The organism is Mucilaginibacter hurinus, from assembly GCF_003324525.1.
Classification (GTDB): domain Bacteria; phylum Bacteroidota; class Bacteroidia; order Sphingobacteriales; family Sphingobacteriaceae; genus Mucilaginibacter; species Mucilaginibacter hurinus.
Genome location: NZ_QGDC01000004.1, coordinates 69,132 through 95,115 on the forward strand (window position 1 = coordinate 69,132; position 25,984 = coordinate 95,115).

Here is a 25,984-nt window from a genome sequence, read left to right on the forward strand (position 1 = left end):
ATGCATACCAGGTACAGCGGCAAATATTTCACCTTTATAAACGTCAGCACGGCGCTCACCTCCTCTTTAAAGCAGGTGCTGGAGTATATTGAAGAAAATTTGGCTGACTTTGCGTATGCAGAAGATATATATTTTAAAACCAAGGCCATAATTACCGAGCTGCTTACCAATGGCTTTAAGCATGCGGGCGCCGAGACAGTTAATATTAGTATTGATATTGATCCGCAATACATCACTATTGTTAAAACCGATTACGGCATACCTTTTCCACTTGTGGTATCAGGCTCGCCACAGGGCACCAAAACCATGCTGAGTTATGATATAATGCACCATTTATACGCCATCAATCTGAATGCCCGCCAGGTAAAGTTTTTGGTAGAAGATATAATCGGTGATGAAACGGACATTAAGGGCGTAGGAGAACATTTCGGCTTGCTTATCATAACAAAGTGCTCGGAGGAGTTTATTTATGATTTTGACGAGGCAAGTAAGCTGAATACATTTACCGCAAAAGTAAAGCTGCCACCGCCTGCTCACGTTTAAGTGTTAAACTTCCCCTCCCGAAGGCGCACTATTTTGTGCTTTGTCTAACCTATCCATAACTGTATTATCCTTCATTTGATCGAACTTACGAGCGTAGAATTTACCTGAACTTATTAGTTTCTCGGCATCTTCCATTGTGAGCGTTTTAGGGCTTGCCCCACCTGCCGACCAATCTATATATCTCAGGTCTTCATCAACCATGTCTGCCTTGTATTTTGAATTATACAATATGGTTTGAAAAATAAACTCATCAGGCGCCCACGTCATCTTTACAAAACGCTGCAAGGCAGGGTGCTGTTCCCAGTATTCAGTAATATATCTAATGTGGTCACCGGTAACGGTGAACCATTGCGAACGACCCACCAATATCAATCCGTCAGGAAGCTTACGCTTTGGCATTAGCTTATTTACAAGCCCTTGCAGCACGAACCTGCCCGGGAAACGAATATTGTTAAAATGATATAACTCCACCCGCGGCAATGCTTCCATCCAATGTGTTTCGGCAACAAGGGCATTCATAAATGCCTTACCGGGATTATCGCTCAAATACTGATGGATCTCGGTAGCTGATTTTAGCGGGTAGTCCTGGCCGCTCAATAAATTCACATAACCATACTGCCTGCCGGAACGTATAATTTGTTGGAAACCATTTATGGTTGCCTGCACAATATTGAATGAGCCCCAATACACCTTTACCCTATAATCTATAAAATAAACATTAGATAGCTTTTTTATAGCTTCAAAGGGTTGTAAGGGTGTTTTAGCGTCAAGGTGTATGTATATATCAGCGTCCGGGTGGGTAAGCCGCTCTACCAGCCTTTTCAATAAGTCAGGCTGGCTGTGTGCTAATATAAGGTGGGCTATTTTCATTATCTGTTGATGGCTTTTACGCTTACCGTTTACAAATGTTAGGCTAATAAACGCTAATTATTAATATACTTTAGCATTTGTATTATTTTTACCAGTAACCAATAGTATAACAACGCAAATGAAAGAACGCTTTGAGGTTTTAGATATTTTTCGAGGTATATTTTCAAGCCTCGTTGTGTTTTTTCATATGAGTGCATTCTCCGAAACACCTGTAATAAACAATGAGTTTGTTTATAATGCAGATCTTTTCGTTGACTTCTTTTTTGTACTGAGCGGATTTGTCATCGCTTACAGCTACCAGTTCATCAGCACCGGCAGTCAGTTAGGCAAATTTTTCAAAAAAAGATTTTTCAGACTATACCCGCTTCATTTCATTGTGCTGCTGCTTTTTGTCGGGATTGAATTATCCAAGCATTTTGCAGCGCAATATGTTACCGTGAACCAGTTAGATAACCAGCACAATAATGCCACTACATTTTTAAGCAACCTGTTCCTGCTTAATTCTGTAAAATTGCCGGGAGTACACGATGTAAGCTGGAATATAGCGAGCTGGAGCATCAGCGCCGAAATGATAGCGTACTTTGTATTTGGCATAGCCGTAATGCTAATTAACGTTACCAAGATAGCAGCCGCACGTAACGTTGTATACGTGTTAATAGTGATAGCTGCGTTTAGTTCGCTGTATTATTTTACCGGCACCTTTGAACTCACCCGCAGCTTCGACTATGGATTTCTGCGCGGCATCACCGGTTTTTTTATGGGCGTGCTTTGCTTTAATACCTTCACCGCAACCAAAAAATGGCTCAAACCCCTGCCAAATTCTTTATTTAGCTTTTTTGAAGCTATTGCGCTGGCAGTAACTTTTACTTTTGTTTGGTACGGCGATACCTTTAAAGCACATGGCTACATCTACGAGGCTCTTTTTTTTATCACAATCCTGATATTCGCTTTTGAGAAAGGCATATTATCTGCGTGGCTGAAAAAGCCGGCCATATTGCACGAAACGGGCAAGCTCTCCTATTCTATTTACATGATTCATACATTGGTATTGAGCTTATTTAACGTGGTATTTATCCGCGTACTTAAACTACCCCCTTCTGCGTACGCATACCTGTTCGTTGTAAACTACCTGATAGTGTTTTGGCTGGCCCGCCGAACCTTTAAGTATATCGAGATGCGGTTTAACCTGGCTAATAAAACTGAAGGAAAGAAAGCATGGTGGTTGTGGTAAGCATCGCCGGCTTTGCTCCTATGCCCCACTTAATTTTGAAATTTTCGCTTCGCGAGCATCTGCTTTGCCAGCGCTATTGTTTCTGCATACCCTACCTTAAATATACTCCAGTATGTAAAGCCATGATACTTGTTTAAGGCCCAATATCCTATCAATGTCCCGGTAAGTATAGGCATTATGGTAGCACCCGCAACGCCATAGATGTTTCCGGTAAGGTATACACCTAAAAAGTCGGCACCTATATTTACTGCCAGCATAACAAGAACTTTGTAAAAGTTGATTTTGGGTTTATGGATCACATCCAGCGTAAGCGCAAAAAACCTATCCGGCGGAAAAATGATTGCAAACGTTAAAAATATACGGAATACGTTTGCCGCCTCTGTACCTGCATATTTTCCGCCGCCTATCAGGTAAATAGGTACATCGGCCAGCAGGCAGCCTATAATCGCGCCGGGTATTAATATAACCGATAGCATACCGGCATACTTTTTCATAATGCGTATAACCCCTTCCCTGTCATTTGTGTTGTAGGCCGTGGCCAGTTCGGGCATAGCGGTTACAGCAAAGCTTCTTAACGGTATTTCTACGAGTTGCATAAGTGTTTGGCCCACATTGTAAATGGCCAAAAGTTCTTTACCCAGCAAAAAATTTATGATGTAAGTGTCTGACGAGCTGAACAGGTTAGCGCTTAGCGAGGTACCTACGCTGTATTTGCCGAAATTATATATTTCCTTAACACACGTTGTACTGCGGTTGCGTAGGTTGGTAATACGCGTCCACCTTTTTAGCAACGCGAATAAGCTGGTAATAAGATTTGAGATTAAATAAGCATACAAAATATTGTGCAGGCTGATGTTGCCGGTAACAATAAGCGCTATAATAAATACTATAAAACTACCTTGATTACTTAGCCTGATATAAAGTAGCTTACCAAAGTGCTGATCGCCCTGTATAACGCACGTTGCCAAAAACCAGGGCAGCGATATTATATAATATACACCCGACCATTTGAAGAACATTGCCAGCCCTTCGTCAGTAATGTAACCTAAAAAGAACAATGAAAATATACTTATCAGCGATAACACGCCGGTAATGGCAGCCCCCAATGTCCAGGCGGAACCCGCCACTTCCTCCATACGCTCCTTGGTGGCACCGGCGTAAAATTTTATAAAAGCAGTTGTTAAAAATCCTGATCTAAAAGTATCAACCAGCAACAACGTTGATTGAAAAAGCACCCAGGTGCCGGCCTCGGCTTTTGAGGGCAGGGAACGATAAATCAACGTCATGGTTACCAGGCCCAGACCGGACATAATAACGTTACCCGCCAATGACAGGATATATTTGTTGCGCGCTACTGATAGTACTTTTTGCAGCATGGGCCGTTTTAAAATATTAGCTAATTAACCATAAATATCGCATATTAGCTAACAATACCTAAGTATAAAATGATGAAGGAATTTAAGGACGTCACCCTCCTTGTAACCACATATAACCGCAGCAAGTCGTTAAAACGGTTGCTTGATACCTTTAACAAGCTGAATGTCAGGTTCGGTGACATGGTGGTATCTGATGACGGCAGCAAACCTGAACATTTGAACGATATAAAAGCCCTGCAAAAGGAATTTAACTTCAGGCTGATTACATCGCCTGTTAATATGGGGTTGGGCGATAACATAAATAAAGGGCAGGATGCTATTCAAACCCCTTACACCTTATACGTACAGGAAGATTTTGAACCCCTACCCGCCTTTGAAACACATTTTGCAGATGCGCTGGAGTTTATGGAAACTGACAAAGACCTGGATATAGTAAGGTTTTATGCTTACTTTAAATATCCATATACCAAACCCTACGGCAAAGGATTTTCAGAAATGCTGTTTAAGATATCGCCATTAGCTAACAATCATATAAAGTTTTACGTATACAGTGATCATCCGCATTTAAGGCGCAGTACGTTTTTCCAGAAATTTGGGCGTTACAAGCCCAAGGTGAACGTCAACCTGTCGGAGTATGGAATGGCCCTTTCATTTATTAAAAATAAAGGCAAAGGCATATTCTTTGATAAATTTAATACAGTTTTTGAGCAGGTAAATACAACCGACGAACCCAGCACCGTAGGCCGTGCGGCATGGCGCGAAAGTAAAAATCAGGCGATGCTTGCGGCAAGGGCGGTATATCTGCAATTTAAATTACTTAAGTGGACTTACAATCTGCTATTTAACACAAAAAGGCTGTAATAAATTGGATATGTAAAAAGTGTTATAATGAGTCTGCAGAAATTTGATACGGTTACTTTATTGGTTACGCATTATAACCGAAGCAAGTCGTTAGAGCGTTTGTTGCAAAGTTTTAGAGATTTGGGAATTAGCTTCGGCGACCTCGTAGTATCGGATGACGGCAGCAAGCCCGAACACCTCGCCAGATTGCAGGAGCGGCAGGCAGAATACAATTTCAGGCTGATAACAACACCGCAAAACCGTGGGTTAGGTAATAATATCAACAAAGGTCAGGACGCCATACAAACACCCTATACGTTGTATGTGCAGGAAGATTTTGTACCTACCGCTATGTTTGCGGGGCATTTTATGGATGCGCTGCAATTTATGGAGGAGGACCAATCGCTGGATATAGCCCGGATGTATGCCTATTTCAAATATCCTTACAGCAGGCCTTATAAAAAAGGATTCAGTGAAATGTTGTTTTCACCGTCTGTGTTTAAAAGCAATCACCTTAAGTTTTATGTTTACAGCGACCATCCACATTTGCGCCGTAGTAACTTTTTACAAAAGTTCGGCCGATACCCTGAAGGATTAAAAGGTGATATCACCGAATATACGATGGCGCTGTCATTTATACAGAAAAAAGGCCGCGGAATATTTTACGATGATTTTTACGACCTGTTTGAACAAAAAAATTCGCCGGACGAGCCAAGCACCATGGGCAGGGCGTCATGGCGGGAAAGTCGCAACGTTTTTATGTTGGCGGCACGGTCAGTGTATCTAAGGCTTAAATTGTTGAAGTGGACCAGTGATTATTTATTTAGGAAAGTATAGCAGGAAGGTGTTTAACAAAATTATTGACCATATCTACATAGTTTACATTAACAGACAGAGGCGATGACTTATATATTTAAAACCATAACGCTGCTGGTAACCCACTACAACCGCAGCCAGTCGTTACAACGTCTGCTGGAAGCATTTGCTAAACAACATATTATTTTTGGTGACATCGTGGTATCTGACGATGGCAGCAAAGCCGACCACCTCAACAGATTAGTTGAACTATCAGAAATTTATGGTTTCAGGCTGATAACCACGCCAACAAACAGGGGTTTAGGCAACAATATCAATAAAGGGCAGGATGCTGTAGAAACACTTTATACGCTATATGTACAGGAGGATTTCGACCCCTTCCCGGGTTATGCCTTGCATTTGCAGAACGCGCTTGATATAATGGATGAGCGTAAAGATGTCGATATGGTAAGGTTTTATGCTTATTTTAAATATCCATATCTGAAACCTTATCGGGATGGCTTTTCAGAAATGATGTTCAGTATCTGGAAGCCCGGCTACCGTAAGTTTCACGTTTACAGCGACCACCCGCACCTGCGCCGAAACAGTTTCTTTCACAAGTTCGGGCGGTATGCCGAGGGCGAGAAAGGCGATCGGACAGAGTTTTTGATGGCCATATCATTCCTGAAAAATAAAGGAAAAGCCATGTTTTATGAAGATTTTAAAGGATTGTTTGACCAGGTAAACTCCGCTGCTGAACCAACTACTATGACACGCAGCGATATGCGGCAGAGTGACAATCCTTTTATTGCTTTTATACGGATGATATACCGTAATGTAAAGCATAACTATGATCTGCTAACATTTAAAAAGGGACAGCACTGATTAGTCAATAGTCATCCGAGCTTAATGGATGGCCTATTGTAAATTTTAAAGCTTTTCAGGTTTAACCGGTGGGCTACCTGCAAACCTGGCACTAATTGCCTTACCCTTACGTATGAAAAACATCTCGAAATAGATATAATTGAAATAGCTTAAAACAAGGCTAAGTACTACCGTTAAGCCAATAAGAACCATAGGATTAGCTTCAAAAAATGAGCTTGCCGTCATTTTTATCACCGCATAAATTATGGGGTGTATCAGGTAAACTGAAAAGCTGACTTCGCCCAAAAATCGTAACGACCGCTTGCCAATCTCCGGCAAAAAATCAAAGTCGGTTTTATAAAACAGAAAGCAAAGAAAAACCACTAATACACTTAACACCATCCTGTTATAACCTGTAACCAGTTGCACAGGTTCGCCCGTTACAGGATATGATACAATTAAGCCACATACCACCACAATAGCTAGTACCGCCCATATACCAAACTTTTTCATATCCCGCTCAACCACACCCAGGGTTATACCCATTGCGAAGTAAAACATTTGCCCAACCGGGTTTACATATGCAGCCCATTGCTGCCCCAGTGGTACAACCGGGTTTAATACTTTAAATGAAAAGTAAGCAAGTATAGCCAGTGATAACAATGTAAAGCCATAAAATAGCCACTTGTTTATTTTCACTAAAAGCAGCAAAAACGGAAACAACATATAAAAAAACAGCTCATCGCCTATGGACCATGCACCATTTGCAATAAACGTTTCGGGCTTTATAGCGCCGGGGATAATGGTAATATTCGCTATCAGCTTCTTCAGGCCCAGGTATTCCGGCTGAAAAGCCACCAGCATTGTTAACGCAGTTGCCATCCACAGTAAAGGCACTATCCTAAAGAAACGCTTAATATAAAACTCCTTTAGCACCGGTTTGGTAAAGCTGAACCTTTTTATAGAAACCAGATAAAGTGTTAACCCGCTTAGAACATAAAAAATAGATACCCCGTATATCTTTATCTTGGCAAATACACTTGACGAATCAGCTTCACCGTAAGTAAAAAGGTACATATGGTAACACATAATACCTAACGCGGCCAACCCTCTTAAGTAGTCAAGCGAATCTATCCTATTTATGGTACCTGCGGGTTGGCTCATTTTTGTGGAGTGTTGTTAATGGCTTTATAAATCTCTTTTACGTTATTTTCCCAGGTGTGCGTCGAGGCGAATGCTATACGTTCACGCTGCTTTTCAGCGGAATCTTCATTTAGCGCCGTTTGGATAGCGGCAACGTAGTCCTCTTTGGTGTCGCACAGGTAAGTATGCTCGGCAAATACACTCATGGCTTCCGTACGGGTAGCTACGGTAGGTTTGCCCATTGCCAGGTACTCGTCTATTTTACGTGGGTAATTACCAATAGTTACCTGGTTTACCAACTGCGGGTTAAGGCACACGTCGAACGCATTAATGTATGCTGGTAACTCCTCACCAGGCTTGCTTCCTAAAAAATGAATGTTAGGTATGGAATGCAGTTCGCTTACTTTAAACACATCATCCTCTGGTCCTACCAGCACAATGCTCCAATTTGGTTTTTGCCGGGCGATATATGCAAGGAGCGGTATATCCAGCCGTATGTTTTGAAGCGCACCCACATAGCCAATCACCGGCTTTTGTATACTCACCATATCAACCGGCACTGCTAGCCCTTGCTTATTGGTGAATATCTCCAAATCACAACCTTGCCCCACATAATGCGAATTTTTATTATATCTGCTGCAATACGCTGCCAGGTAAGTAGAATTAGCTACGCACAAATCGCTTTTTGCAATAATCTCGGGCTCCAGTTTTTCGCCATGTTTTTTCCAGTAATCAACAAAAAGCAAATAATCGCGCGAGTAGTAAATGCTCACCGCAGGTTTTAACAGGTCTTTTAAATAAAAACTCCGGAAAATATCGTTGTCATTAAATAGTATAACATTTCTGAACTCAAGTGCTTGCAAGGCTTTATTAATGCTGCGCGCAAAACGCTTGTTATTAAGTTTATTTAACAGGTTATATAGCCAATCTCCTCTTACCCAATTAATTGATTCAATCATCTCGTCAGGATACAGGTTCCATACGTTGTCCTGCAATTTGATTAGCCCTTTATCTTTCCCCTTAATAACAGCTAACCTTTTTTGCACCTTACTATCACTTTTATGCTTCAGTAAAGTTATACGGTCTAACGGGGCGTTAACATATAGCACCCTGTTGTGCCGGCTAAATTCAAGTGCAATGTTTTTACAGTTACTACCTATCTCAACATCCCAGGCCTGCTGGCCTACAATAACTATATCACGGTTCTTAATAACATCGCTCATGGTTAGTACTTTATGGGCTCCTGCCGTTGAAATGCCTCATTCGGGCGTCGCTTCTGCCTGTCAAGCCTGTAAACTACAGTAAGCAGCGCAGCCGCCATTGAAAAATAAACGTTTGAGGGGAATTGTACGAGTGCTTCCTGTGGAAAGTTGGCAATATTATAAGCAAATATAACCAGTGTCATGGCCAGGCAATAGGTTTTCAGTTCCGGGTCGTGTATTTTATAGTAATTGTTAATACCGGTTTTTAACATGGTGAATATCATGGTACAAAACAGCAACAAGCCTACCCATCCCAGTTCAACCGCTACACGCATGTAACCACTATCGGGGGGAAAGCCGGCAAGGTATGATCCCGGTGCAAACCTGTGCCCCCATTGGCCGGTAGCACCTAATCCGCCACCAAATGGGTGCGTTTGAATAAAGGGCTGTATACGTTTTTGATTAACCTTACGTGCCGTATAAGAGTCATCCTTATTGGGCCTGAAGGCAGTTTGAAAACGGAGCAAATTAGGGTCGTTGGTTGGCACGTTTATCAGAAATACCAGAAACACGCCTGCGCAAGCCGCAAATACAAGTACTTTTTTATTGTACTTCATAATAGCGAATAAAAACAGCGCGGCCGGCAGCAGCACGTTGGCACCACGGGTGCCCGAGAAAAGCATTGCTTGCAGATAAAGACACATAGCGCCACCCAGAACTATCTTTTTCCACAGCTTAAATTTGCCCGCGATTATGCAAATACATAAAATACTGGGCATTACCATATTATAGGCAAAAGATACCGGATCAGAAAAAATAGAAAACTTACGCCAGTGGCCTGCTATCAACAATAATCCGGCAATTGCAGGGTCAGAATTAAGGTACGCCTCTTCCACGGCCGAAAAACCGATATACTCCTGTTTATAAGCATATATAGCTGCAAACAGCGCAAGCCCTAGCCACATTTTAAAAATGAGGCGCACCATTTGTATAGTGCGTATATTATATAGAAAAACAAAATAGCTTAACAACACTATAGCTACGCCACGCACACTGTACAACCATGCCATACGCGACTCAGCCCACGGATTGCCAACCTGCAAAAGGTTATAGCCTATCCATATGAGTATAATTGTGCTTATCGGGCCGCGCATAAGGTGCCAGTTTTGCTCGGCTTTAGCCCTTATTAAAACACCTATCATTAGCAATACCTGCAGGCCGTCCATTATCAGTCCTATCGGGCCGTTTAAACCAATACGTGTAAGTAAAAACAGCACGTATGCCATCAGCAGCACTACTATAACCCCAAATTGCGGATAAGCTATTACACATATCACTACAGGCACCCCCACAAATGCTACCAGTATCAGCACCCCGAACACTGCGCCAAATTTAAATGTACCCACAGCTATAATCAGCGCCAGAAGTGTAAGAATGGTTAAGCCGGTGCGGTTATAAAACTTTTCTATAAAAGTAACTTTCTTCAGCCGGGTTAGCCAACCATCTCCCTGGGCCGATGCCTTGTCAGAATTATCTATTTTTAGCTGAAAGTTATCCACACTTAAAAAAATACGATCTTTAAAATAAAGGAAAATGTACTAAGGCCGGCAACAACTATAGCCACTATACGGGTTATCCTATCAATCCGGCGCTGATAGCGTCTTTTGGCCTGGTCACTCTTCAGTACTTCTTCTTCAGGGTTAACTCTCATCCTTCTTCGCGTTTACATTGGTTACATCGGTGTGGTAATGCTGCGTAGCTACCGAGTGCTGGTTGGCTTTACGCGCCTTTAATAACGACAATACCTGGTAAAAAATAAATTTAGGAATGTTTACCAACGACTGATAGATACGCCTGTCGGTGTTTGATTTGGCCAGCGAGATATAAAAGCCCAGTACAAATATGATTAGCCCGGTAAGCCATAAAAACGACACCGTAACGCTAATAAATAAATTAACTATCATGCAAAACACCGATAGTATAAGGAAGATAAATAACGGCGGGCGCAGCAATATTAACCCAAAAACAAACGGGTTGCGGCTAAAATTCATAACACCTTTACCCAACAAAGCAAATCCGTAAGTAAAGTATTTAAACCAGGTATTAATCCATCGCGAGCGTTGTTTTACCAATTGATCTGACCGGGTTGTTTTTTCGTCATACACCACTGCATCTTCTGTAAAAGCTATGCGTTGATTACGGCCAACAATGGCGGCTTGTAATACTTTATCAAACCCAGCGCCCGAAACATCTTTATGCTCAAGACACTCGCGGTACAACCGGGTAGTAAAGGCCATACCCGAGCCCGCAAGCGTAGCTGATGAGCCAACACGAAACAACAACTTACCATCATAAAAGTGATAGTATATATCGCGCGCAGCATCCAAACGTGCGTAGTTTGTATCTAAATTCTTCGCTTCGCGAATACCTTGTACAGCGCTAAACCCAGCGTTAAACAATTTGTTCAACTCCTCAACATAGTTAGGATGCACCAGGTTATCACTATCAATAATCGTAAGTATCTCGTGCGGCCGCCTGAAATTATTTATAGCATAAAAGTGCGAGCGTGTGTTACTAGCAAGGGTTTCGGGCGGACGCAGCAATATTACGCGCTCATCATTAAAGTGAAGGTTGGATATGTCGCATTTATCGGCCACAACGTAAATAAGATAATTGCTGTAATTTACCCGGAGTATTGAATCAACCACGGCGGGCAATGATGCAGTCTGTTCATATGCCGTAACGATAAAAGCATAGTCGGGCTCATAAATATCACGAACAAACCGCCTTTTAGGTGTAAGGCCCGACAGCAGGTACAGTATGAAAGGTAAAACAAGATTATAACCAATCAATACCTGTAAAATAACCCAAATCACTTTTATTACGGCCATATAAAGCAGGCTAAATGTTATTTATTTCTACCTGACGACGCGTCTTCATCAGGTACTTTATTAAGCACCCAACCAATAAATTTAGGACGTATACTCTTAAGGTAGTTAATATTTGGCTTTGTTTCTTCGGTGATATTCTGACCTGACTCAAAAACACCCAACACCTTATCAGCCACTTCTACCCACTCCTTTGAACGGTTGAGCGTATTTAATGCTGATGATTCAATTATGATGATATCAAAATGCTTTTTCAGTTCTTCAAACCTGCCATTCACTTCGGCTTCGGGCTTAACTTCAAACAAAGATATGTCGCCGCCGCGGTTACCCCAAACGTTAAGCAAGCCGGCATTTTTTAATTCGTCGGCAGTAACTTTACCTTTTAAATAATCCTCAATGTAAATTTGCGGGTTAACAGTGGAGGTGATGTCCGAGTCTTCAAAGTTTCCGTCGATAAGCAGCACTTTCTGATTAACAACGGCCCGCGAGTAAGCCAGGCTAATGGCTAGCAAGGTTTTGCCCTCATTTGGCAGCAGGCTGTTTATCAATAATACTTTACTCCCGTCCATCTCACGGTCTATCTCAAAACGTATGGACCGCAACAGGTTTTTAAACAGCTTGGTTTTTTCGCTCCCTTCGCTGGTATCCCATATCTTTTTAAAGTCGATAATACTGTTGCTCAGCATGTTAAGATATCCTAAAACAGGCACTTTGGTACGATTGGCAAGCTCCTTTGGAGTTTTGATAGTATTATCGAAAAAGAAGAAGCCAAACAATATCAGCACATAAAAGGCGAAAGTAACCACCCCGCCAATCATAACCAGTAACATTTTTTTTGATGGCTGCGCAAGTCCGGGCATTGCTGTTATTACTTGCCGTATACGTGTCGAATAGCTGGCCTCCATGCTCACCTGGTTGTATTTAGCGAGTATTGAAAGATATTCTTCCTGCGCTACATCAATGGCCTTTTCAAACGATCCTACTACAGCCTCGTGCGGAACCAATGCATCAAAACGCTGGTTTAAACGGGCCAATTCATCATTTATAGGCCTCAGGCTGCTTTTAGCAATTACGTTATCATTTTGCAGCTTTGTTTTCTGCTGTACAAGATCCTGCTTAACGGTAAGCGGGTTAAATACATACTTATCTGACGATTGCAGTACTTTACTTGCCTGTATGCGTTTTAATGAATCGATCCTGTTTTTATAACTTTCGTCAAAACCGCTTTCTACATAAGCGTCGGTAGCCTGCTTAAGTTCTTCATTAAGCTGCACAATCTGATTATTTACCCGCACCTGTGTACTCTCCATGTATTGCCTGTCTGACGGATCGAAACGGCTGTCTATTTTGCGTATCGCAGCCTCGGTTGATACAACGTTTTCCAGTGCTTGCTGCCGTTGCGCTTCGTAATCTGATATCTGCCCGTAAAGGCTGGTTGCCTGCTCACTCAAATTAAGTACCCGGTTAGCTATTTTATATTGCCTTAGCTGTTTTGTTTTGGAGTTAAGCGAATCCTGCTTTTCGCGTAATAAGTCGGCAAGGAAATCTACGGCTTTACGCTGATTCTCGCGCACCATAGATGTATAATAGCTGATAAACTCTTTACACAATGTATTTACAACAAATGCTGATAATTCAGGATTTTCGGCATCAAACTGCACGTTGATAAAGTCGCTGGCCTCAGCACGGTAAATCAATAGCGTTTTTAATAAGGATTTGTCGTCATACTGCATTGATTCCAGCAACTGATGCAAACCATTTTGATCCCTGTCAAAAAGCGATAGCGACTGCTTTTTCTGATACAGGTTGGTATAAACTTCAAGTGCATGCCGGCGGGCCTCGTCGCTAAGGTCCAATAAAAGCTTGCTGGGCTTTCGGTAAGGCCTTTCGCTGGTGAGGTCATGTATCATTAACTGGTAGGATACTTGGTCCAGCATTTTTTTTGACCGCATCATTTCCATCAGGTTGCTAAACTCCTGCGCGATGCGTGATTCCTGCGTGATGGGATTGCTTAAAACCTGTTGAGTGTTATCTACTATACCCGTGGCCAACTGGGCTTGCGAGCTATAAACATCAGGTTGGTTTCGAACTAAAAAATAGGTGATAATAATCGCCACAACCGGTACGGCGATAAGCCCATATTTGTGCTTTAACAGGAGTTTAAAAAAATTCCTTAATTCCATCTATTTTATATTTTCCAACTTATCGCCCAGCATTTCTTCTAAAGCAGCTTTAGCTATAAAAACATTGCCTTCAGCTTCTATCTTAGTTTGTATATGCTCGGTATATTGTATCTGGGTTTGGTTATATGAATCAAACGTTACCTCGCCCCTCCTGTATTTGTGCTCAGCATCTTTCAGGGCATTTTCAGACTGTATGATAGTGCGCGACTGTAGCTTTAATTGTGCTACACGTTGCAAATATGTATAATAGCGTCTGCGCACTTCGGCACCTATTGTTAAATCATATTCGGCTTGTTCACTTTCAGCTATGCGCTGGTCTGATTTGGCCCTGCGTATATTTACGGGTACACGCAAAAGCTGGCCCAGGTTAAGAAAAACCCCTGCCTGAAAACCTTTGAAATAACTGGTGGTGGGATTAACCGGATCTATAATAGTATTTTGATTTGGTTGATAAATGTAGGATACGGTTAATGCATCAAACACAGATAAAGATGCTATGCTAACGTTTGCTTTGGCGATATCAATACGATGTTTGAATATTTTATACCGGGGATAATTAGCCTTGGCGGCGTTAACCAACTTGTCCACATACACATCCGACACTTCATTAATTATGCTTTCCTGAGCCAAAACGCGCTCATTACCAATTACTAAACCCAAGATAACTAATACAGTAAGTATCTTTATTTTCATTAATCGCGCTTTTTTAATTATAATATCCCTGCAATTTAGCGTAATGCCTTATAAAATGCCGTAAAATACAATAAAGTTTTTCATCGTAGGTAATAAGGCCTATATACGTTATATGCTAACAAATAGTTTAGTATCACTTACCTATTAAGTGTATTTACACGCATATAATCATACCTCATTGTTTATCAACGGTAATAACCCGGTAACAGGCGCCGCTTTAACGGCTTTGTTGCACCGGCAAAGCAAAACAAAATGTTGAACCCTTGTTTTCAACACTATTCACCCATATCCTGCCGCCCTCGCGTTTCACTATCTCCGAGGAGATATACAGACCCAGGCCTAAACCCGGGAAAGTATGCTGTTTATTGCCGCTAACCCGGTAAAACTGCTCAAATACATGTTCTTGTTTTTCTTCGGCTATGCCTACACCAAAATCTTCTACACAAAGGTGCACTTCATTATCATGCAGTGCCGAACGTATCAGAATATCACCGGGCTGAGGCGAATACTTTATTGCATTAGTAATCAGGTTTGTTATTACCTGTGCAATGCGCTCACGATCGGCATGCACGGTGCCTTCATAATTAAATTCATTGATAAGCCGGTGCTTTTCGGTAGTACGCTGCAGGTCTTCAACTACCTCGGTTACCAATGCGGCAAATTTAAAATCCACATCATTGAATTGCAGTTTGCCGGCATTAATTTTTGTTACATCAAGTAAATCACCAATCAAACCCGTAAGGCGGTTTACCTGGCTATCCATCTTGGATATCATGCCTGCTTCTTTGGTATCCCCTTTTTGTTTCAGCATACGCTCAAGCACCTGGGTATATGCCTTTATGCTGGTAACAGGTGTTTTAAGTTCATGACTGGCAATACTTATAAAGTCGTCTTTTTGCTGCTGAAGATTTTTGTGATCGGTAATATCAAAGGTAACACCAATAATTATGGCCGGCTTTCCCTCTTCTGTAAAACGCACTTTGCCTGCGGCGCGTAGCCAATGTACCGCGTTGTCGGGCCATATAACCTGGAACTCTTCACTATAAGCCGTTTTGTATTTGATTGCTTCGCTTACTGCACGGCGCACTTTATCGCGGTGATTGGGAGCAACAATGTTTATTAACCTGTTGAAGGTGAAAACCTGCTCACCTTTTAACCCGAAATCTTCTTTGAATTGTTCGTTGCATTGAATTTCGCCCGTAGCTATGTTCAACTCGTACGACCCCAGGCTGCCTGCCTCTAAAGCTATCTCCAGCTTTTGATTGATTTCAATTAGCGCATCTTCGGCTCTTTTGGCATCTGTTATGTCTATAACAGTACCCAATAAACGCACAGGCTGGTTGTTCTCATCAAAATACAGTTTTCCTTCGGCCCGTACCCATCGTACAGATTTATCTTTGCGTTTTATCCTCGCCTCGTACCTTAAGTGCCCGGTTTTTAATGATTCCTGGTGAGCGTTCAGCCTTAACTCCATATCATCAGGATGGATGGCATCCAGGTATTCATCACGGCTTGCACCTTTCTCAAAGCCCCATATCTGGTTGTACCTGGGTGACGTAATCAGTTCATTGGTAATATAATCCAGGTCGTATGCGCCCATCTCAACCGCGTCCATTGCCAGCCTTGCCCGCTCCTCTGCATCCTGTATCTTTTGCCTGGCAGTTACTTGTGCGGTAACATCGGTGGCTACCACAATAATCCCTTCAATATCCTGACCGTTTAAAAAAGGCGCATAAACAAAGTTGATATAAAACAGCTCCATTTTACCGTGTCGGGGCAAAAATACCGGGTGTTCACTCGCAGCAAACTTTTCGCCGGTTTTTAATACACCTTCCAGTAACTCTTCCAGGCCCTGGCCCTTTACCTCCGGTAAACCTTCAAACAGTGGCTTGTTCAAAGTTTGTTCAATAGTTTTATTCCATAACTCAAGTATGTGCTCATTGGCAACCTCTACTATGTGGTTCGGGCCTTTTAAAACACACATGGCTACCGGCGCCTGCAGTATCATCGCGCGGAAGTTTTTTTCACTCTCAATAAGCTGCCGCCGCGCTTTACTATCGTCGGTTACATCCTGTTGGGTACCGTTAAAACGCCAGGCAATGCCTTCGGCATTAAAATGTGCGCGCCCTTTTGTTCTTACAACTCTTTCTATCTTGGTAACCGGGTTTATAATGGTGTAAGTTATATCGTACTTTCCGCCTGATGAAATATCTAAAGCCCTCTCAATCGCGGCAACCACCCTGGGTCTGTCAGCTTCGGTTATCGCGTTGAGCGCTATAGAGAGGTCGAGTTCCTCGTCGGCGGGTAAGCCAAACCACTCCTTTAACCTTTGGTTGGCCTTTATTTTTTGGGTAAATGGGTTGTAATCCCACGTCCCGAGTTCGGCCGCATCCACTGCAAACGCAAGTTGGTCGCGGTTTTCTTCCTCTATTTTTACAGACAACACCTTCTCGGTCGTCTCATTGCAGGTAACGAACACTCCTGCCGGCCTGCCTGAATCATCATTTACCGGGCTGTAACTAAAAGTCCAGTATACATCCTCTATTTTGCCGTTGCGAAATATAGGCAGTAACTGATCATCAAACCAGGTAGATTCGCCGCGCAGCATTACCTTGTCTATCAATGGCTTTATAAAATCCCATATTTCAGGCCAGCAATCTTCGCCCCTTTGTCCCATTGCCGTTGGATGCTTGCCGTTGTTGCCCAAACTCGGACGATAGGCATCATTATAAAAACATATCAATTCCGGCCCCCAAAACAAAAACATTGGAAACTTGGTTCGCAGGATGATGCCCAGCACTGTTTTTAAGGTTTGCGGCCAATCACTAATAGGCCCAACCGGATTGGCCGACCAATCAATGCTGCGTATTATTTGAGCCGATTCGCCTCCGCCGTCTAAAAATGAGGTATCCGTTTGTTGTTGGAACATTGCAGGTGCTTGGGTATACAAATCTAAATTAAGAATTTCAAGATAATTAATACCCCGAAAAGATGTTCACACTAAAAGTCGGAATATTCAGCCGCCTGCAAAAATGTGATATCAATGTGTGAAACGTTATTTTTATACTCCGGCTTGGCAGATAATGTTTTCCACGCAGCGTCAACTATAAATTCATTCCAATGCTTATCGCGTTCATCTTTATTAGCAAAAGCGGTCATGTACATCAGGTTTGGCATGTTATGGCCTGATATAACCGAGCCGTAAAACACCGCGTTAAAACCAAGCCGGCTAAATATACCTATCTCATCACCCTCATTAAACATGCTCACTTTATTGATATGATATTTTTCGGTCGCGCTTTCGTAGCTGCGCAACTCGTAAATCCGCCCGGATTTAGGTGCCGAAAGCGCCGGTACTGCGGGCTGTGGCATACCTGCAAACGCTTTAAGTAATATTACCTCTAACCGGCTATACGGTGCCGTATCATGCGGGGCATCAAGGTAATCTTTGGCGTCAGCCTTATACTTAGCATCTTTTGATAGTTTGGCATCAAGCAGTTCAATATCATTTAAATTTTTAAAGGGAATGAATACGTATATCCGCCTGTCAACAGTATCATTATGCATGGTATTAAATACACCGGCGTGTTTTATGCCATTACGATGTAAAGCAGGTAAATATGCATCCTTTAAATAGTGTTGCAAGGAATTAAATTGCGAGGCGGTTTTGTAATGATAAACCTTTACCTGATAAAAGTCACCTTTAGCGACACCGCCGTACACTTTGGAAATTAATGATGATAGAAAAATGGCCGATATGAGTGTGCCTAGTGCTTTAAACTTCATAATTATTTATTGACCATCAAATATAGTCCCTTTATATATTATATTTCTGCCAGTTTAAAGGGTTTTACGTCCACAGTTTCCCATACTCTTTGGGTAATATACGGCTCCCGCTGTTTCCAGGCGTCCAATTCTTCATATGTTTCAAATTGAAGCAACATCATCGAACCAATCATTTTCCCTTCGCCGTTTAAGATCGCTCCTCCGGCTATAAAATTACCTAATGCTTTTAATTCGCGCGCACTATCAAAATGATGCGGCCGTACATCCAAACGCCGCTGCAAAGCGTCAACGTCTGTATAATCATAGGCGGTAACAATATATTGGTTCATGATAGCTTATGTAAAGTTTACAATGTAAATTAACAACGCGCTGTCAACATTGTTTAATCAGCATATGTAAATGGCAATAAATCACCCTTAATGTCTCGCAGACGGTTATTTTTTACAATATTTGCGCGCTAACAATAATTATACGAATGACAGATCGCCTGCATAATAAATATGAAGAAATTTTTGGCAAAAAGGCTACCAACGATTTTTTTTCGCCCGGAAGAGTAAACCTCATAGGCGAACATATTGACTACAATGGCGGACTTGTTATGCCTTGCGCTATAACTTTTGGTACTTATTTATTGGTAAGCTTTAATGACGACCAAATTTTTAGGTTTAGAAGCCTGAACGTTGAGGAAACAGCGGACATTGAATTACGCGGACAGTACCACAAAACCGGTGAAAGCTGGTACAATTTCCCGTTAGGTGTAGCCGACTATTTTCTGCGCGACGGGAAGGAACTAAAGGGCATGGATATGCTTTTTTACGGTGACATACCGATCGGATCGGGCTTATCTTCATCAGCATCTATTGAAGTAGTTACAGCTTACGCTTTAAATGAATTATTTGATGCCGGATATTCAAAACTCGACCTGGTAAAAATTTCAAAATGGGTGGAGAATGACTTCATTGGAGTTAACTGCGGCATTATGGATCAGTTTGCAGTGGCTTTTGGCGAAAAAGATAAAGCGTTGATGCTCAACTGCGATACCCTTGACTACCAGGCGGTAGATACTAACCTTGGCGACTATGTTTTAGCAATTATTAATACTAACAAATCGCGCAAACTGGCTGAATCAAAATACAATGAGCGCGTGCAGGAATGCGCCGCGGCCTTGAGCGCGCTGCAGCAGGAATTGGAAATTAATCATCTTTGCGACATAAATACCGAGACTTACGATAAATACCGGCACCTGGTAAAAACGGATCTAATAAACCGCCGTGCTACACACGTTATCGCTGAAAACGACCGTGTAAAGCAAGCCGCTAAAGTACTTGCAGAAAATAATCTTGGGGCGTTTGGTCAGTTAATGTATGCATCGCATGATTCATTACGGGATTTATATGAAGTAAGCGGCAAAGAACTTGATACCATTGTTGAATACTGCAGAACAAACACTGGTGTGGCCGGTGCGCGTATGACTGGTGCAGGATTTGGCGGATGTGCCGTAGCCCTGGTTAAACGGAGCGGATTTGACAAATTTAGCAGCCGGTTAACGCAATATTACGAAGAGAAAATCGGGTACGCACCATCAATTTATAGCTCACTGATAGGCGACGGTGTTGGGGGCATCAACCGGCCTGTAAATAGCGGCGATAATCTTTAATACTTACATTGTTACATACATGCGTAAATTAAAGTTAGACGAACTTAACCGGGCAACTGTTGAAGAATTTAAAGCACAGGATAAGTTGAGCGTGGCGGTGGTGCTTGATAATGTACGCAGTATGCATAATATCGGCTCCATATTTCGAACTTCAGATGCATTTGCAGTACAAAAAGTTATACTTTGCGGTATAACAGCGCAGCCTCCTCATCGCGAGATAGAAAAAACCGCACTCGGTGCTACACAATCTATCGAATGGGAATATTATAGCAATACTTTAAATGCTTTGAATGACCTGAGAGAAAATGGATATACTGCTATTGCTATTGAGCAGGCCGAAAATAGTGTAATGCTGGATACCTTTACACCTGCCGGCAATACAAAATACGCGCTTATATTTGGTAACGAGGTAAACGGCGTGGGCGACGAAGTAATGCAACATGTTGATACATGCATTGAGATACCGCAATTTGGCACCAAGCACTCCTTTAATATTGTTGTATCTGCCGGTATAGTACTGTGGGATTTCTCCTGCAAGCTACGGTAGAACTTTTATGCTGAAATTACCTTGGGTGCTTTTTTGGGCCTATGGTGAACAACTGTGTCGGGCCCGCCTAAAAACTTCAGATACATGATAAGTGCCAGCAAATATGAGCAAACCCCGATAGACCCTAACAGGATATAATTGTCAACAAACTCATCAAAAGGTATAAATATAAACGTAAGGTTTACTGCAAGGATGATATAAAGCATCACCGAATTAACAACAAATACCTTGATAAAGTTGCCGCCGGCGCTGTATAAAATACCGCCGCCAATATAAACCAGCGTAAAAAACACAGGCAAAGCGCCTAAGCAAATCCAAACAATAATATCCTCTAAGTCGGTTAGCTCTAGTTGGCAGTATATCTGGAACATACAAAGTGTAAACCCCATTATAGCGCAAAAAACTGCTGTCAATACATTATATATCCTTCTTTTACTAATAGTTAACGCCATCTACACGAAGTGAAAATAATAGTTTAAAATTGGTTTGTTTTTAGCGATGTAAAGCGGTTAAAAGCAGCCTCAATATTACAAAAAATTCAAATACCTAACGGCACAATTAACGTTATAGGCTGATTAAGATCATATAATCTTAACATTTGAACTTTAACGTTTACTTTACAAAAAAGTTATAACAACCTAAAACTTTAGTCTTTTAAATTGGACGCCAGCCCACCAATACTCTTTATTATATTGCGTAAGTTGTTTAGGTCATTTGTTGTCAAATCGATTTTTGGTATCACATTCAGCGTACGATTGTCCTGATATATCAATATCCAATTATTAAGTTCAACTACCTTTTTCACTTTGTCCCACGGTAAGAAAGACACAAATGTTTCGCCCTTTATTTCAACTTGACGGGTATCAAAAGTGTAAGTTAAAGTTTCGCTGAGTTTTTCATTTTCATTAAACTGCTTTTTTGCAGACCGGTATATGCTAAAAGGCAATCCGGCAAGAACAAAAATTGCAAAAACCAGTTGGAATACCGGGAAGCTCCCCTGCTGCCAAAATCCCAAAAAGTATGATGAAGCAAGAATTAACATTATAACACCAAAAATTGTCAAAATAATGAACGCAGGCTTTTTATAAACCAGTAAAAATTGCAAGCTCAAAAAGTGCTTGAAGGTTAATTTAGTTTTGATGTTCATGCTAAATCCTAAAGCTTATACCTGATAACTAAGCCGCTACAACAAGGTTTAAGATTGAACAGTTATTTAACCACACACTAAAGATGCATTTTAGGTCAAGATTCCATAAGCTGTTAAAAACTATAGTTATGTGAAGCGCGCTCACGGCATTAGTCGCTAACTATTAACAACATGCGGGTTCGCCGCGGCTAACTTTACATCGCTGATTTTTGTATAATCGGGCACGAAGCTATCATAGCTGCTAACAGCCATATCTCGTTCAAAACGCTGCGGGTAGGGCGTTTGCAATAAACTACCTTTTGGTATGTACGGAAACAGCTCGTCATAAGTTTGTATGCAGTTGGCACTTACCCGGCGATAAATGAACTGGCGCTGTATGTCGTCTGGGTGTTGCAGACCGGCAGCACCTAACATCTGTATGGCGGCGCTCACAGTTTGATTATGGAAATATGCTACCCTGGTTTTCTTGTCGTCAACTACAAGGCCCCGCATTAAACCTTTATCCTGCGTGGCCACACCAGTAGGACACGAATTTTTATTGCACTCCAGCGCCTGTATGCAACCTAACGCGAACATCATGCCGCGCGCGCTGTTACACATATCGGCGCCTAACGCAAAATTTTTAACCAGGTCAAAACCCGTTGCCACTTTGCCTGAAGCTATTACTTTAATGTATTGCTTTATATCAAACCCAGTAAGCACATCATACACAAATGCTAATGCCTCACGCAATGGCATGCCAATTGAGTTTGAAAACTCCAGGGGTGCAGCCCCTGTGCCGCCTTCTCCCCCGTCAACTGTAATAAAATCCGGGTAAATCTGCTCCCTTACTATAGCTTTACAAATTGCCAAAAACTCGCTTTTATGACCTATGCAAAGTTTAAACCCTACGGGCTTGCCGCCCGATAAGTCGCGTAGTTTTTTTATGAAGTGCACCAACTCTACCGGGTTTGAAAATGCTGAATGCCTTGGTGGCGACTCCACATCGTGGCCCATCTCCACCAATCTTATCCTCGCTATTTCTGCGGTTACCTTGGCGGCAGGCAATAAACCGCCATGCCCCGGCTTAGCCCCTTGCGACAATTTTATTTCTATCATTTTTACCTGCGGTAAGATGGCCCGTTGTGTAAAAGCTTCGGTATTAAAAGTACCGTCGTTGTTGCGGCAACTGAAATAACCTGTGCCAATTTGCCAAATGATATCGCCGCCGGGTTGTAAGTGGTAGTCGCTTAAGCCGCCTTCGCCGGTATTGTGCGCAAAACCGCCAAGTTTAGCGCCACTGTTTAGTGCCAGTATAGCGTTTTCGCTAAGCGAGCCAAAACTCATCGCTGATATATTATATACGCTGGCACTATACGGCTGTGTGCACTGCGGGCCACCAACCGTTACCCGGGGCTTAAGATTAAGCTGTCCGTGGGCAATAGCAGAAAGGCTGTGGTTAAGCCATTCATAACCATCCTGGTAAACGTCCAAATCGGTACCAAATGCGCGTGTATCGTCAACTTTTTTTGCGCGCTGGTATATCACACTCCGGCTTTGCCGGTTAAACGGTGTGCCATTGGTTTCACTTTCGATAAAATATTGATAAACTTTAGGTCGCAGATCTTCCATTAGGAAACGCAAACGTCCTAACACAGGAAAGTTACGTACAATTGTACTCTTAGTTTGTAATAGGTCATATAACCCAACAATAAAGAGCGGAAAAGCAATTACATAAAGGTATAGTGCAGGGTGCCAAACATAGCCCCACGCTCCTATCATTGCAAAAATTATTAATGAAACTATAAAAAAAGCTCTTATCATCTGCTTTTGATTTATCTAACAACTGCTAATCTAACAGTTTATTACAACAAATCTGACGCATTGCAGTTATAAAATTATCGCTTTGTCTGACAAATGTAATTACTAATAAAAATAATAGATGTTTAAACATATATTATTATATTTGTGTTCATAAACAATTAGAAACTAAAACATAACCAGCTATGGCAACTACAAAATGGGTATTAGATCCCACACACTCAGAAGTACAATTTAAAGTAAAGCACTTAGTTATATCAACTGTTACCGGCTCATTTAAAACGTTCGACGGTGAATTAGAGACAGACGGTGACGACTTTGAAAACGCGAAAATTCAATTCTCAGCCGATATAGCCAGCATAGACACTAACCAGGGCCAGCGCGACGGGCATTTAAAGTCAGCAGATTTTTTCGATGCTGAAAAGTATCCGAAGCTTACGTTCAAATCAACTTCATTTACAAAAAAAGGCGGTGATGAATATCTTTTAGAAGGCGATCTGACTATTAAAGATGTTACCAAACCCGTTAAACTTGATGTTGAATTTGGTGGATCTGCTACCGATTTTTATGGCAACAACAAGGCGGGCTTTGAGGTGACCGGAAAAATCAGCCGTAAAGATTTTGGGCTTACCTGGAATGGTGTAACCGAAGCCGGTGCCATAGTTGTAGCAGATGAGGTTAAGCTGATATTTAACGTGCAGTTTGCCAAACAAGCATAGTACCTTTTATCATAAACAGATATCCATCTCCAGAAGTCGCTTTAAATTCGTGAGGGACTTTTGGAGGTGTTAAAAACCTTTTTAGGGGTATATTTGCTTTATACGTATGCTGATAAAGATATATCCCGAGAACCCTAATCCTAAAGCCATTGAACAAGTAGCCAATGTGCTGCGAAAGGGTGGTATAATTATCTATCCTACTGATACGGTTTATGGCCTGGGCTGTGACATTACAAATCACCGGGCTATAGAGGCTATCTGTAAAATAAGGAATATTAAACCGGATAAGGCCAATTTTTCATTTATATGCTATGATCTCAGCCATATATCTGACTATATCAAGCCAATTGACAATACAACTTTCCGTGTGTTAAAAAAAGCATTGCCAGGCCCATTTACCTTTATATTTAACGCCAGCCATGCCGTACCTAAACTGTTAAGCTCAAATAAAAAAACAGTGGGTATACGTGTGCCCGACAATGACATAGCCCGCGAAATAGTGCGCGTGCTGGGCAATCCCATTCTGTCTACATCTATACATGACGAAGATGAAATTGTGGAATATTCTACCGATCCGGAACTTATTTACGAAAAGTACCAGGACAAAGTTGACATGGTGATAGACGGCGGTTACGGCGGTAACATTCCATCAACTGTAATTGATTGTACATCAGGAGAATTTGATGTTATACGTGAAGGAAAAGGTGAATTGGATTTGTATTTATAATGGCTATGGACGGGACTATGCTATTTATTAATTGGCGGTATGCTCCTAGTAAACAAGCACTCCCCTTACCGCTAATTTATTGAAGTTAGGATACCTGCAAACAATCCACAAACATATATAAACTAGCCCCTGCTTGATAAATCAGGCTTTATGTTTTTTATGAAGTCCGGGATGAGCGGGAGATAATTGTCGGTGGCTAAAAGCTTAACAAAAGCACTGCCTACTATGGCGCCGTTGGCGTATTGACAAGCCTTGTTAAAAGTGCTACTATTTGATATCCCGAAACCAATAATGGTTGGATTTTTAAGCTCCATAGCCTTTATACGTTTATAATAATCCTCTATGGGTACAGACACCTGCAAATTGCTGCCGGTTATGGAGGATGAAGACAGCAAATAGATAAAGCCGGTACTTAAATCGTCAATTTTACGAATACGTTCTTCTGAAGTGTTGGGTGTTACGAGGAAAATGTTGCTAAGATTATTTTCTGTAAAACAACCTGAATATAATTTCTCATATTCATACATAGGCAGGTCGGGTATAATCAGGCCATCAACACCAACTTCTGCAGCTTTTTTACAAAACCGCTCAACGCCATACTGCACCATTGGATTGATATAACCCATCAGTAGTATCGGTATGCTCACGCGTTTACGCAAATCTTTAAGTTGCTCAAACAACACATTCACGGTCATGCCGTTTTCTAAAGCCTTTTCGCTGCTCTGCTGGATTGTCGGGCCATCAGCTACGGGGTCAGAATATGGAAATCCAACCTCCAGGAAGTCAACCCCGGCTTTTTCCAGCGCTTCGGCAATATCTACAGTTGCGTTAAGTTCCGGATATCCGGCCGTGAAATAGATAGAAAGCAGGTTATCGTTTTTATTAGCGAAAAGGTTTTGTAAGCGGTTCATATATCTTTAGTTCATAGTCGATAGTTCATGATTCATAGAATATTCCGGCCATGAACCATTAA

At 41.8% G+C, this 25,984-nt stretch carries 25 protein-coding genes; 9 read left to right on the forward strand and 16 right to left on the reverse strand.

Features of this window, described 5'->3' with window-relative positions; translation table 11 throughout:
- Window positions 1–543: an ATP-binding protein gene (locus DJ568_RS07985; protein ID WP_114004744.1), complete on the forward strand. Its 543-nt coding sequence runs from the start codon at window positions 1–3 to the stop codon at window positions 541–543.
- Window positions 544–546: 3 nt separating this feature from the next.
- On the opposite strand, the gene DJ568_RS07990 is transcribed toward DJ568_RS07985, so the two are convergent.
- Complete coding sequence (locus DJ568_RS07990) at window positions 547–1,413, reverse strand: beta-1,6-N-acetylglucosaminyltransferase (RefSeq protein ID WP_114004745.1); 867 nt, start codon at window positions 1,411–1,413, stop codon at window positions 547–549.
- Window positions 1,414–1,531: 118 nt separating this feature from the next.
- On the opposite strand from DJ568_RS07990, the gene DJ568_RS07995 reads away from it, so the two are divergent.
- On the forward strand, window positions 1,532–2,644 hold the full coding sequence (locus DJ568_RS07995; RefSeq protein WP_114004746.1) for an acyltransferase family protein: 1,113 nt from the start codon (window positions 1,532–1,534) through the stop codon (window positions 2,642–2,644).
- Window positions 2,645–2,673: 29 nt separating this feature from the next.
- Here DJ568_RS07995 and DJ568_RS08000 read toward each other — a convergent pair whose 3' ends face one another.
- Entirely contained in the window at window positions 2,674–4,020 is a 1,347-nt protein-coding gene (locus tag DJ568_RS08000; protein WP_114004747.1) for an oligosaccharide flippase family protein, read from the reverse strand.
- A gap of 69 nt (window positions 4,021–4,089) precedes the next feature.
- Here DJ568_RS08000 and DJ568_RS08005 point away from each other — a divergent pair, with 69 nt between their 5' ends.
- From DJ568_RS08005 to DJ568_RS08015, 3 genes are all read left to right on the forward strand, one after another.
- A complete protein-coding gene (locus DJ568_RS08005) occupies window positions 4,090–4,881 on the forward strand; it encodes a glycosyltransferase (RefSeq protein ID WP_114004748.1) in 792 nt (263 codons plus the stop codon).
- A gap of 27 nt (window positions 4,882–4,908) precedes the next feature.
- On the forward strand, window positions 4,909–5,697 hold the full coding sequence (locus DJ568_RS08010) for a glycosyltransferase (RefSeq protein WP_114004749.1): 789 nt from the start codon (window positions 4,909–4,911) through the stop codon (window positions 5,695–5,697).
- 63 nt (window positions 5,698–5,760) lie between these two features.
- The gene (locus DJ568_RS08015) at window positions 5,761–6,540 is read left to right on the forward strand and encodes a glycosyltransferase (protein WP_114004750.1); all 780 of its coding nucleotides are present in this window, start codon (window positions 5,761–5,763) and stop codon (window positions 6,538–6,540) included.
- Window positions 6,541–6,585: 45 nt separating this feature from the next.
- On the opposite strand, the gene DJ568_RS08020 is transcribed toward DJ568_RS08015, so the two are convergent.
- The 10 genes from DJ568_RS08020 to DJ568_RS08060 all read right to left on the reverse strand — a co-directional run bounded on the left by DJ568_RS08020 (window position 6,586) and on the right by DJ568_RS08060 (window position 18,743).
- On the reverse strand, window positions 6,586–7,683 hold the full coding sequence (locus DJ568_RS08020; protein WP_114004751.1) for an acyltransferase family protein: 1,098 nt from the start codon (window positions 7,681–7,683) through the stop codon (window positions 6,586–6,588).
- Window positions 7,680–8,885 carry a glycosyltransferase gene (locus tag DJ568_RS08025; protein ID WP_114004752.1) on the reverse strand — a complete coding sequence of 402 codons (1,206 nt, stop codon included), beginning with the start codon at window positions 8,883–8,885 and terminating at the stop codon, window positions 7,680–7,682. The genes DJ568_RS08020 and DJ568_RS08025 overlap by 4 nt, the downstream gene beginning before the upstream one ends.
- Window positions 8,886–8,887: 2 nt before the next feature.
- Window positions 8,888–10,423 carry an O-antigen ligase family protein gene (locus tag DJ568_RS08030; protein ID WP_199560920.1) on the reverse strand — a complete coding sequence of 512 codons (1,536 nt, stop codon included), beginning with the start codon at window positions 10,421–10,423 and terminating at the stop codon, window positions 8,888–8,890.
- Window positions 10,424–10,425: 2 nt separating this feature from the next.
- On the reverse strand, window positions 10,426–10,575 hold the full coding sequence (locus tag DJ568_RS17190; RefSeq protein WP_158534895.1) for a hypothetical protein: 150 nt from the start codon (window positions 10,573–10,575) through the stop codon (window positions 10,426–10,428).
- The gene (locus DJ568_RS08035) at window positions 10,565–11,755 is read right to left on the reverse strand and encodes a glycosyltransferase (RefSeq protein ID WP_114004753.1); all 1,191 of its coding nucleotides are present in this window, start codon (window positions 11,753–11,755) and stop codon (window positions 10,565–10,567) included. The genes DJ568_RS17190 and DJ568_RS08035 overlap by 11 nt, the downstream gene beginning before the upstream one ends.
- A 17-nt stretch (window positions 11,756–11,772) precedes the next feature.
- On the reverse strand, window positions 11,773–13,935 hold the full coding sequence (locus tag DJ568_RS08040; protein ID WP_114004754.1) for a GumC family protein: 2,163 nt from the start codon (window positions 13,933–13,935) through the stop codon (window positions 11,773–11,775).
- A complete protein-coding gene (locus DJ568_RS08045; RefSeq protein WP_114004755.1) occupies window positions 13,936–14,628 on the reverse strand; it encodes a TolC family protein in 693 nt (230 codons plus the stop codon).
- Window positions 14,629–14,845: 217 nt separating this feature from the next.
- Window positions 14,846–17,557 carry a PAS domain-containing sensor histidine kinase gene (locus tag DJ568_RS08050; protein WP_114004756.1) on the reverse strand — a complete coding sequence of 904 codons (2,712 nt, stop codon included), beginning with the start codon at window positions 17,555–17,557 and terminating at the stop codon, window positions 14,846–14,848.
- 71 nt (window positions 17,558–17,628) lie between these two features.
- Window positions 17,629–18,414: an NIPSNAP family protein gene (locus DJ568_RS08055; protein ID WP_114004757.1), complete on the reverse strand. Its 786-nt coding sequence runs from the start codon at window positions 18,412–18,414 to the stop codon at window positions 17,629–17,631.
- A 38-nt stretch (window positions 18,415–18,452) separates the two neighbouring features.
- Window positions 18,453–18,743, reverse strand: a complete 291-nt coding sequence (locus tag DJ568_RS08060) for a YciI family protein (RefSeq protein ID WP_114004758.1) — start codon at window positions 18,741–18,743, stop codon at window positions 18,453–18,455.
- A gap of 146 nt (window positions 18,744–18,889) precedes the next feature.
- On the opposite strand from DJ568_RS08060, the gene DJ568_RS08065 reads away from it, so the two are divergent.
- Both DJ568_RS08065 and DJ568_RS08070 read left to right on the forward strand, forming a co-directional pair.
- A complete protein-coding gene (locus DJ568_RS08065) occupies window positions 18,890–20,071 on the forward strand; it encodes a galactokinase (RefSeq protein WP_114004759.1) in 1,182 nt (393 codons plus the stop codon).
- Window positions 20,072–20,090: 19 nt separating this feature from the next.
- The gene (locus DJ568_RS08070; RefSeq protein WP_114004760.1) at window positions 20,091–20,618 is read left to right on the forward strand and encodes an RNA methyltransferase; all 528 of its coding nucleotides are present in this window, start codon (window positions 20,091–20,093) and stop codon (window positions 20,616–20,618) included.
- A 5-nt stretch (window positions 20,619–20,623) separates the two neighbouring features.
- On the opposite strand, the gene DJ568_RS08075 is transcribed toward DJ568_RS08070, so the two are convergent.
- The 3 genes from DJ568_RS08075 to DJ568_RS08085 all read right to left on the reverse strand — a co-directional run bounded on the left by DJ568_RS08075 (window position 20,624) and on the right by DJ568_RS08085 (window position 23,526).
- Complete coding sequence (locus DJ568_RS08075) at window positions 20,624–20,989, reverse strand: hypothetical protein (protein WP_114004761.1); 366 nt, start codon at window positions 20,987–20,989, stop codon at window positions 20,624–20,626.
- Between the two features lie 275 nt (window positions 20,990–21,264).
- Entirely contained in the window at window positions 21,265–21,660 is a 396-nt protein-coding gene (locus DJ568_RS08080; RefSeq protein ID WP_158534896.1) for a YcxB family protein, read from the reverse strand.
- A gap of 261 nt (window positions 21,661–21,921) precedes the next feature.
- The gene (locus tag DJ568_RS08085) at window positions 21,922–23,526 is read right to left on the reverse strand and encodes an FMN-binding glutamate synthase family protein (protein ID WP_233496652.1); all 1,605 of its coding nucleotides are present in this window, start codon (window positions 23,524–23,526) and stop codon (window positions 21,922–21,924) included.
- 224 nt (window positions 23,527–23,750) lie between these two features.
- On the opposite strand from DJ568_RS08085, the gene DJ568_RS08090 reads away from it, so the two are divergent.
- Window positions 23,751–24,284 carry a YceI family protein gene (locus tag DJ568_RS08090; RefSeq protein WP_114004764.1) on the forward strand — a complete coding sequence of 178 codons (534 nt, stop codon included), beginning with the start codon at window positions 23,751–23,753 and terminating at the stop codon, window positions 24,282–24,284.
- A gap of 106 nt (window positions 24,285–24,390) precedes the next feature.
- Window positions 24,391–25,011, forward strand: a complete 621-nt coding sequence (locus tag DJ568_RS08095; RefSeq protein WP_114004765.1) for an L-threonylcarbamoyladenylate synthase — start codon at window positions 24,391–24,393, stop codon at window positions 25,009–25,011.
- Between the two features lie 122 nt (window positions 25,012–25,133).
- Here DJ568_RS08095 and trpA read toward each other — a convergent pair whose 3' ends face one another.
- On the reverse strand, window positions 25,134–25,922 hold the full coding sequence (trpA, locus tag DJ568_RS08100) for a tryptophan synthase subunit alpha (RefSeq protein ID WP_114004766.1): 789 nt from the start codon (window positions 25,920–25,922) through the stop codon (window positions 25,134–25,136).
- Window positions 25,923–25,984: the final 62 nt, after the last annotated feature.

Bases quoted from the DNA above. Each gene is read 5' to 3' on its own strand.
- DJ568_RS07985 (WP_114004744.1), top strand. From the start codon at position 1: ATGCATACCAGGTACAGCGGCAAATATTTCACCTTTATAAACGTCAGC.
- DJ568_RS07990 (WP_114004745.1), bottom strand. From the start codon at position 1,413: ATGAAAATAGCCCACCTTATATTAGCACACAGCCAGCCTGACTTATTG.
- DJ568_RS07995 (WP_114004746.1), top strand. From the start codon at position 1,532: ATGAAAGAACGCTTTGAGGTTTTAGATATTTTTCGAGGTATATTTTCA.
- DJ568_RS08000 (WP_114004747.1), bottom strand. From the start codon at position 4,020: ATGCTGCAAAAAGTACTATCAGTAGCGCGCAACAAATATATCCTGTCA.
- DJ568_RS08005 (WP_114004748.1), top strand. From the start codon at position 4,090: ATGATGAAGGAATTTAAGGACGTCACCCTCCTTGTAACCACATATAAC.
- DJ568_RS08010 (WP_114004749.1), top strand. From the start codon at position 4,909: ATGAGTCTGCAGAAATTTGATACGGTTACTTTATTGGTTACGCATTAT.
- DJ568_RS08015 (WP_114004750.1), top strand. From the start codon at position 5,761: ATGACTTATATATTTAAAACCATAACGCTGCTGGTAACCCACTACAAC.
- DJ568_RS08020 (WP_114004751.1), bottom strand. From the start codon at position 7,683: ATGAGCCAACCCGCAGGTACCATAAATAGGATAGATTCGCTTGACTAC.
- DJ568_RS08025 (WP_114004752.1), bottom strand. From the start codon at position 8,885: ATGAGCGATGTTATTAAGAACCGTGATATAGTTATTGTAGGCCAGCAG.
- DJ568_RS17190 (WP_158534895.1), bottom strand. From the start codon at position 10,575: ATGAGAGTTAACCCTGAAGAAGAAGTACTGAAGAGTGACCAGGCCAAA.
- DJ568_RS08035 (WP_114004753.1), bottom strand. From the start codon at position 11,755: ATGGCCGTAATAAAAGTGATTTGGGTTATTTTACAGGTATTGATTGGT.
- DJ568_RS08040 (WP_114004754.1), bottom strand. From the start codon at position 13,935: ATGGAATTAAGGAATTTTTTTAAACTCCTGTTAAAGCACAAATATGGG.
- DJ568_RS08045 (WP_114004755.1), bottom strand. From the start codon at position 14,628: ATGAAAATAAAGATACTTACTGTATTAGTTATCTTGGGTTTAGTAATT.
- DJ568_RS08050 (WP_114004756.1), bottom strand. From the start codon at position 17,557: ATGTTCCAACAACAAACGGATACCTCATTTTTAGACGGCGGAGGCGAA.
- DJ568_RS08055 (WP_114004757.1), bottom strand. From the start codon at position 18,414: ATGAAGTTTAAAGCACTAGGCACACTCATATCGGCCATTTTTCTATCA.
- DJ568_RS08060 (WP_114004758.1), bottom strand. From the start codon at position 18,743: ATGAACCAATATATTGTTACCGCCTATGATTATACAGACGTTGACGCT.
- DJ568_RS08065 (WP_114004759.1), top strand. From the start codon at position 18,890: ATGACAGATCGCCTGCATAATAAATATGAAGAAATTTTTGGCAAAAAG.
- DJ568_RS08070 (WP_114004760.1), top strand. From the start codon at position 20,091: ATGCGTAAATTAAAGTTAGACGAACTTAACCGGGCAACTGTTGAAGAA.
- DJ568_RS08075 (WP_114004761.1), bottom strand. From the start codon at position 20,989: ATGTTCCAGATATACTGCCAACTAGAGCTAACCGACTTAGAGGATATT.
- DJ568_RS08080 (WP_158534896.1), bottom strand. From the start codon at position 21,660: ATGTTAATTCTTGCTTCATCATACTTTTTGGGATTTTGGCAGCAGGGG.
- DJ568_RS08085 (WP_233496652.1), bottom strand. From the start codon at position 23,526: ATGATAGGAGCGTGGGGCTATGTTTGGCACCCTGCACTATACCTTTAT.
- DJ568_RS08090 (WP_114004764.1), top strand. From the start codon at position 23,751: ATGGCAACTACAAAATGGGTATTAGATCCCACACACTCAGAAGTACAA.
- DJ568_RS08095 (WP_114004765.1), top strand. From the start codon at position 24,391: ATGCTGATAAAGATATATCCCGAGAACCCTAATCCTAAAGCCATTGAA.
- trpA (WP_114004766.1), bottom strand. From the start codon at position 25,922: ATGAACCGCTTACAAAACCTTTTCGCTAATAAAAACGATAACCTGCTT.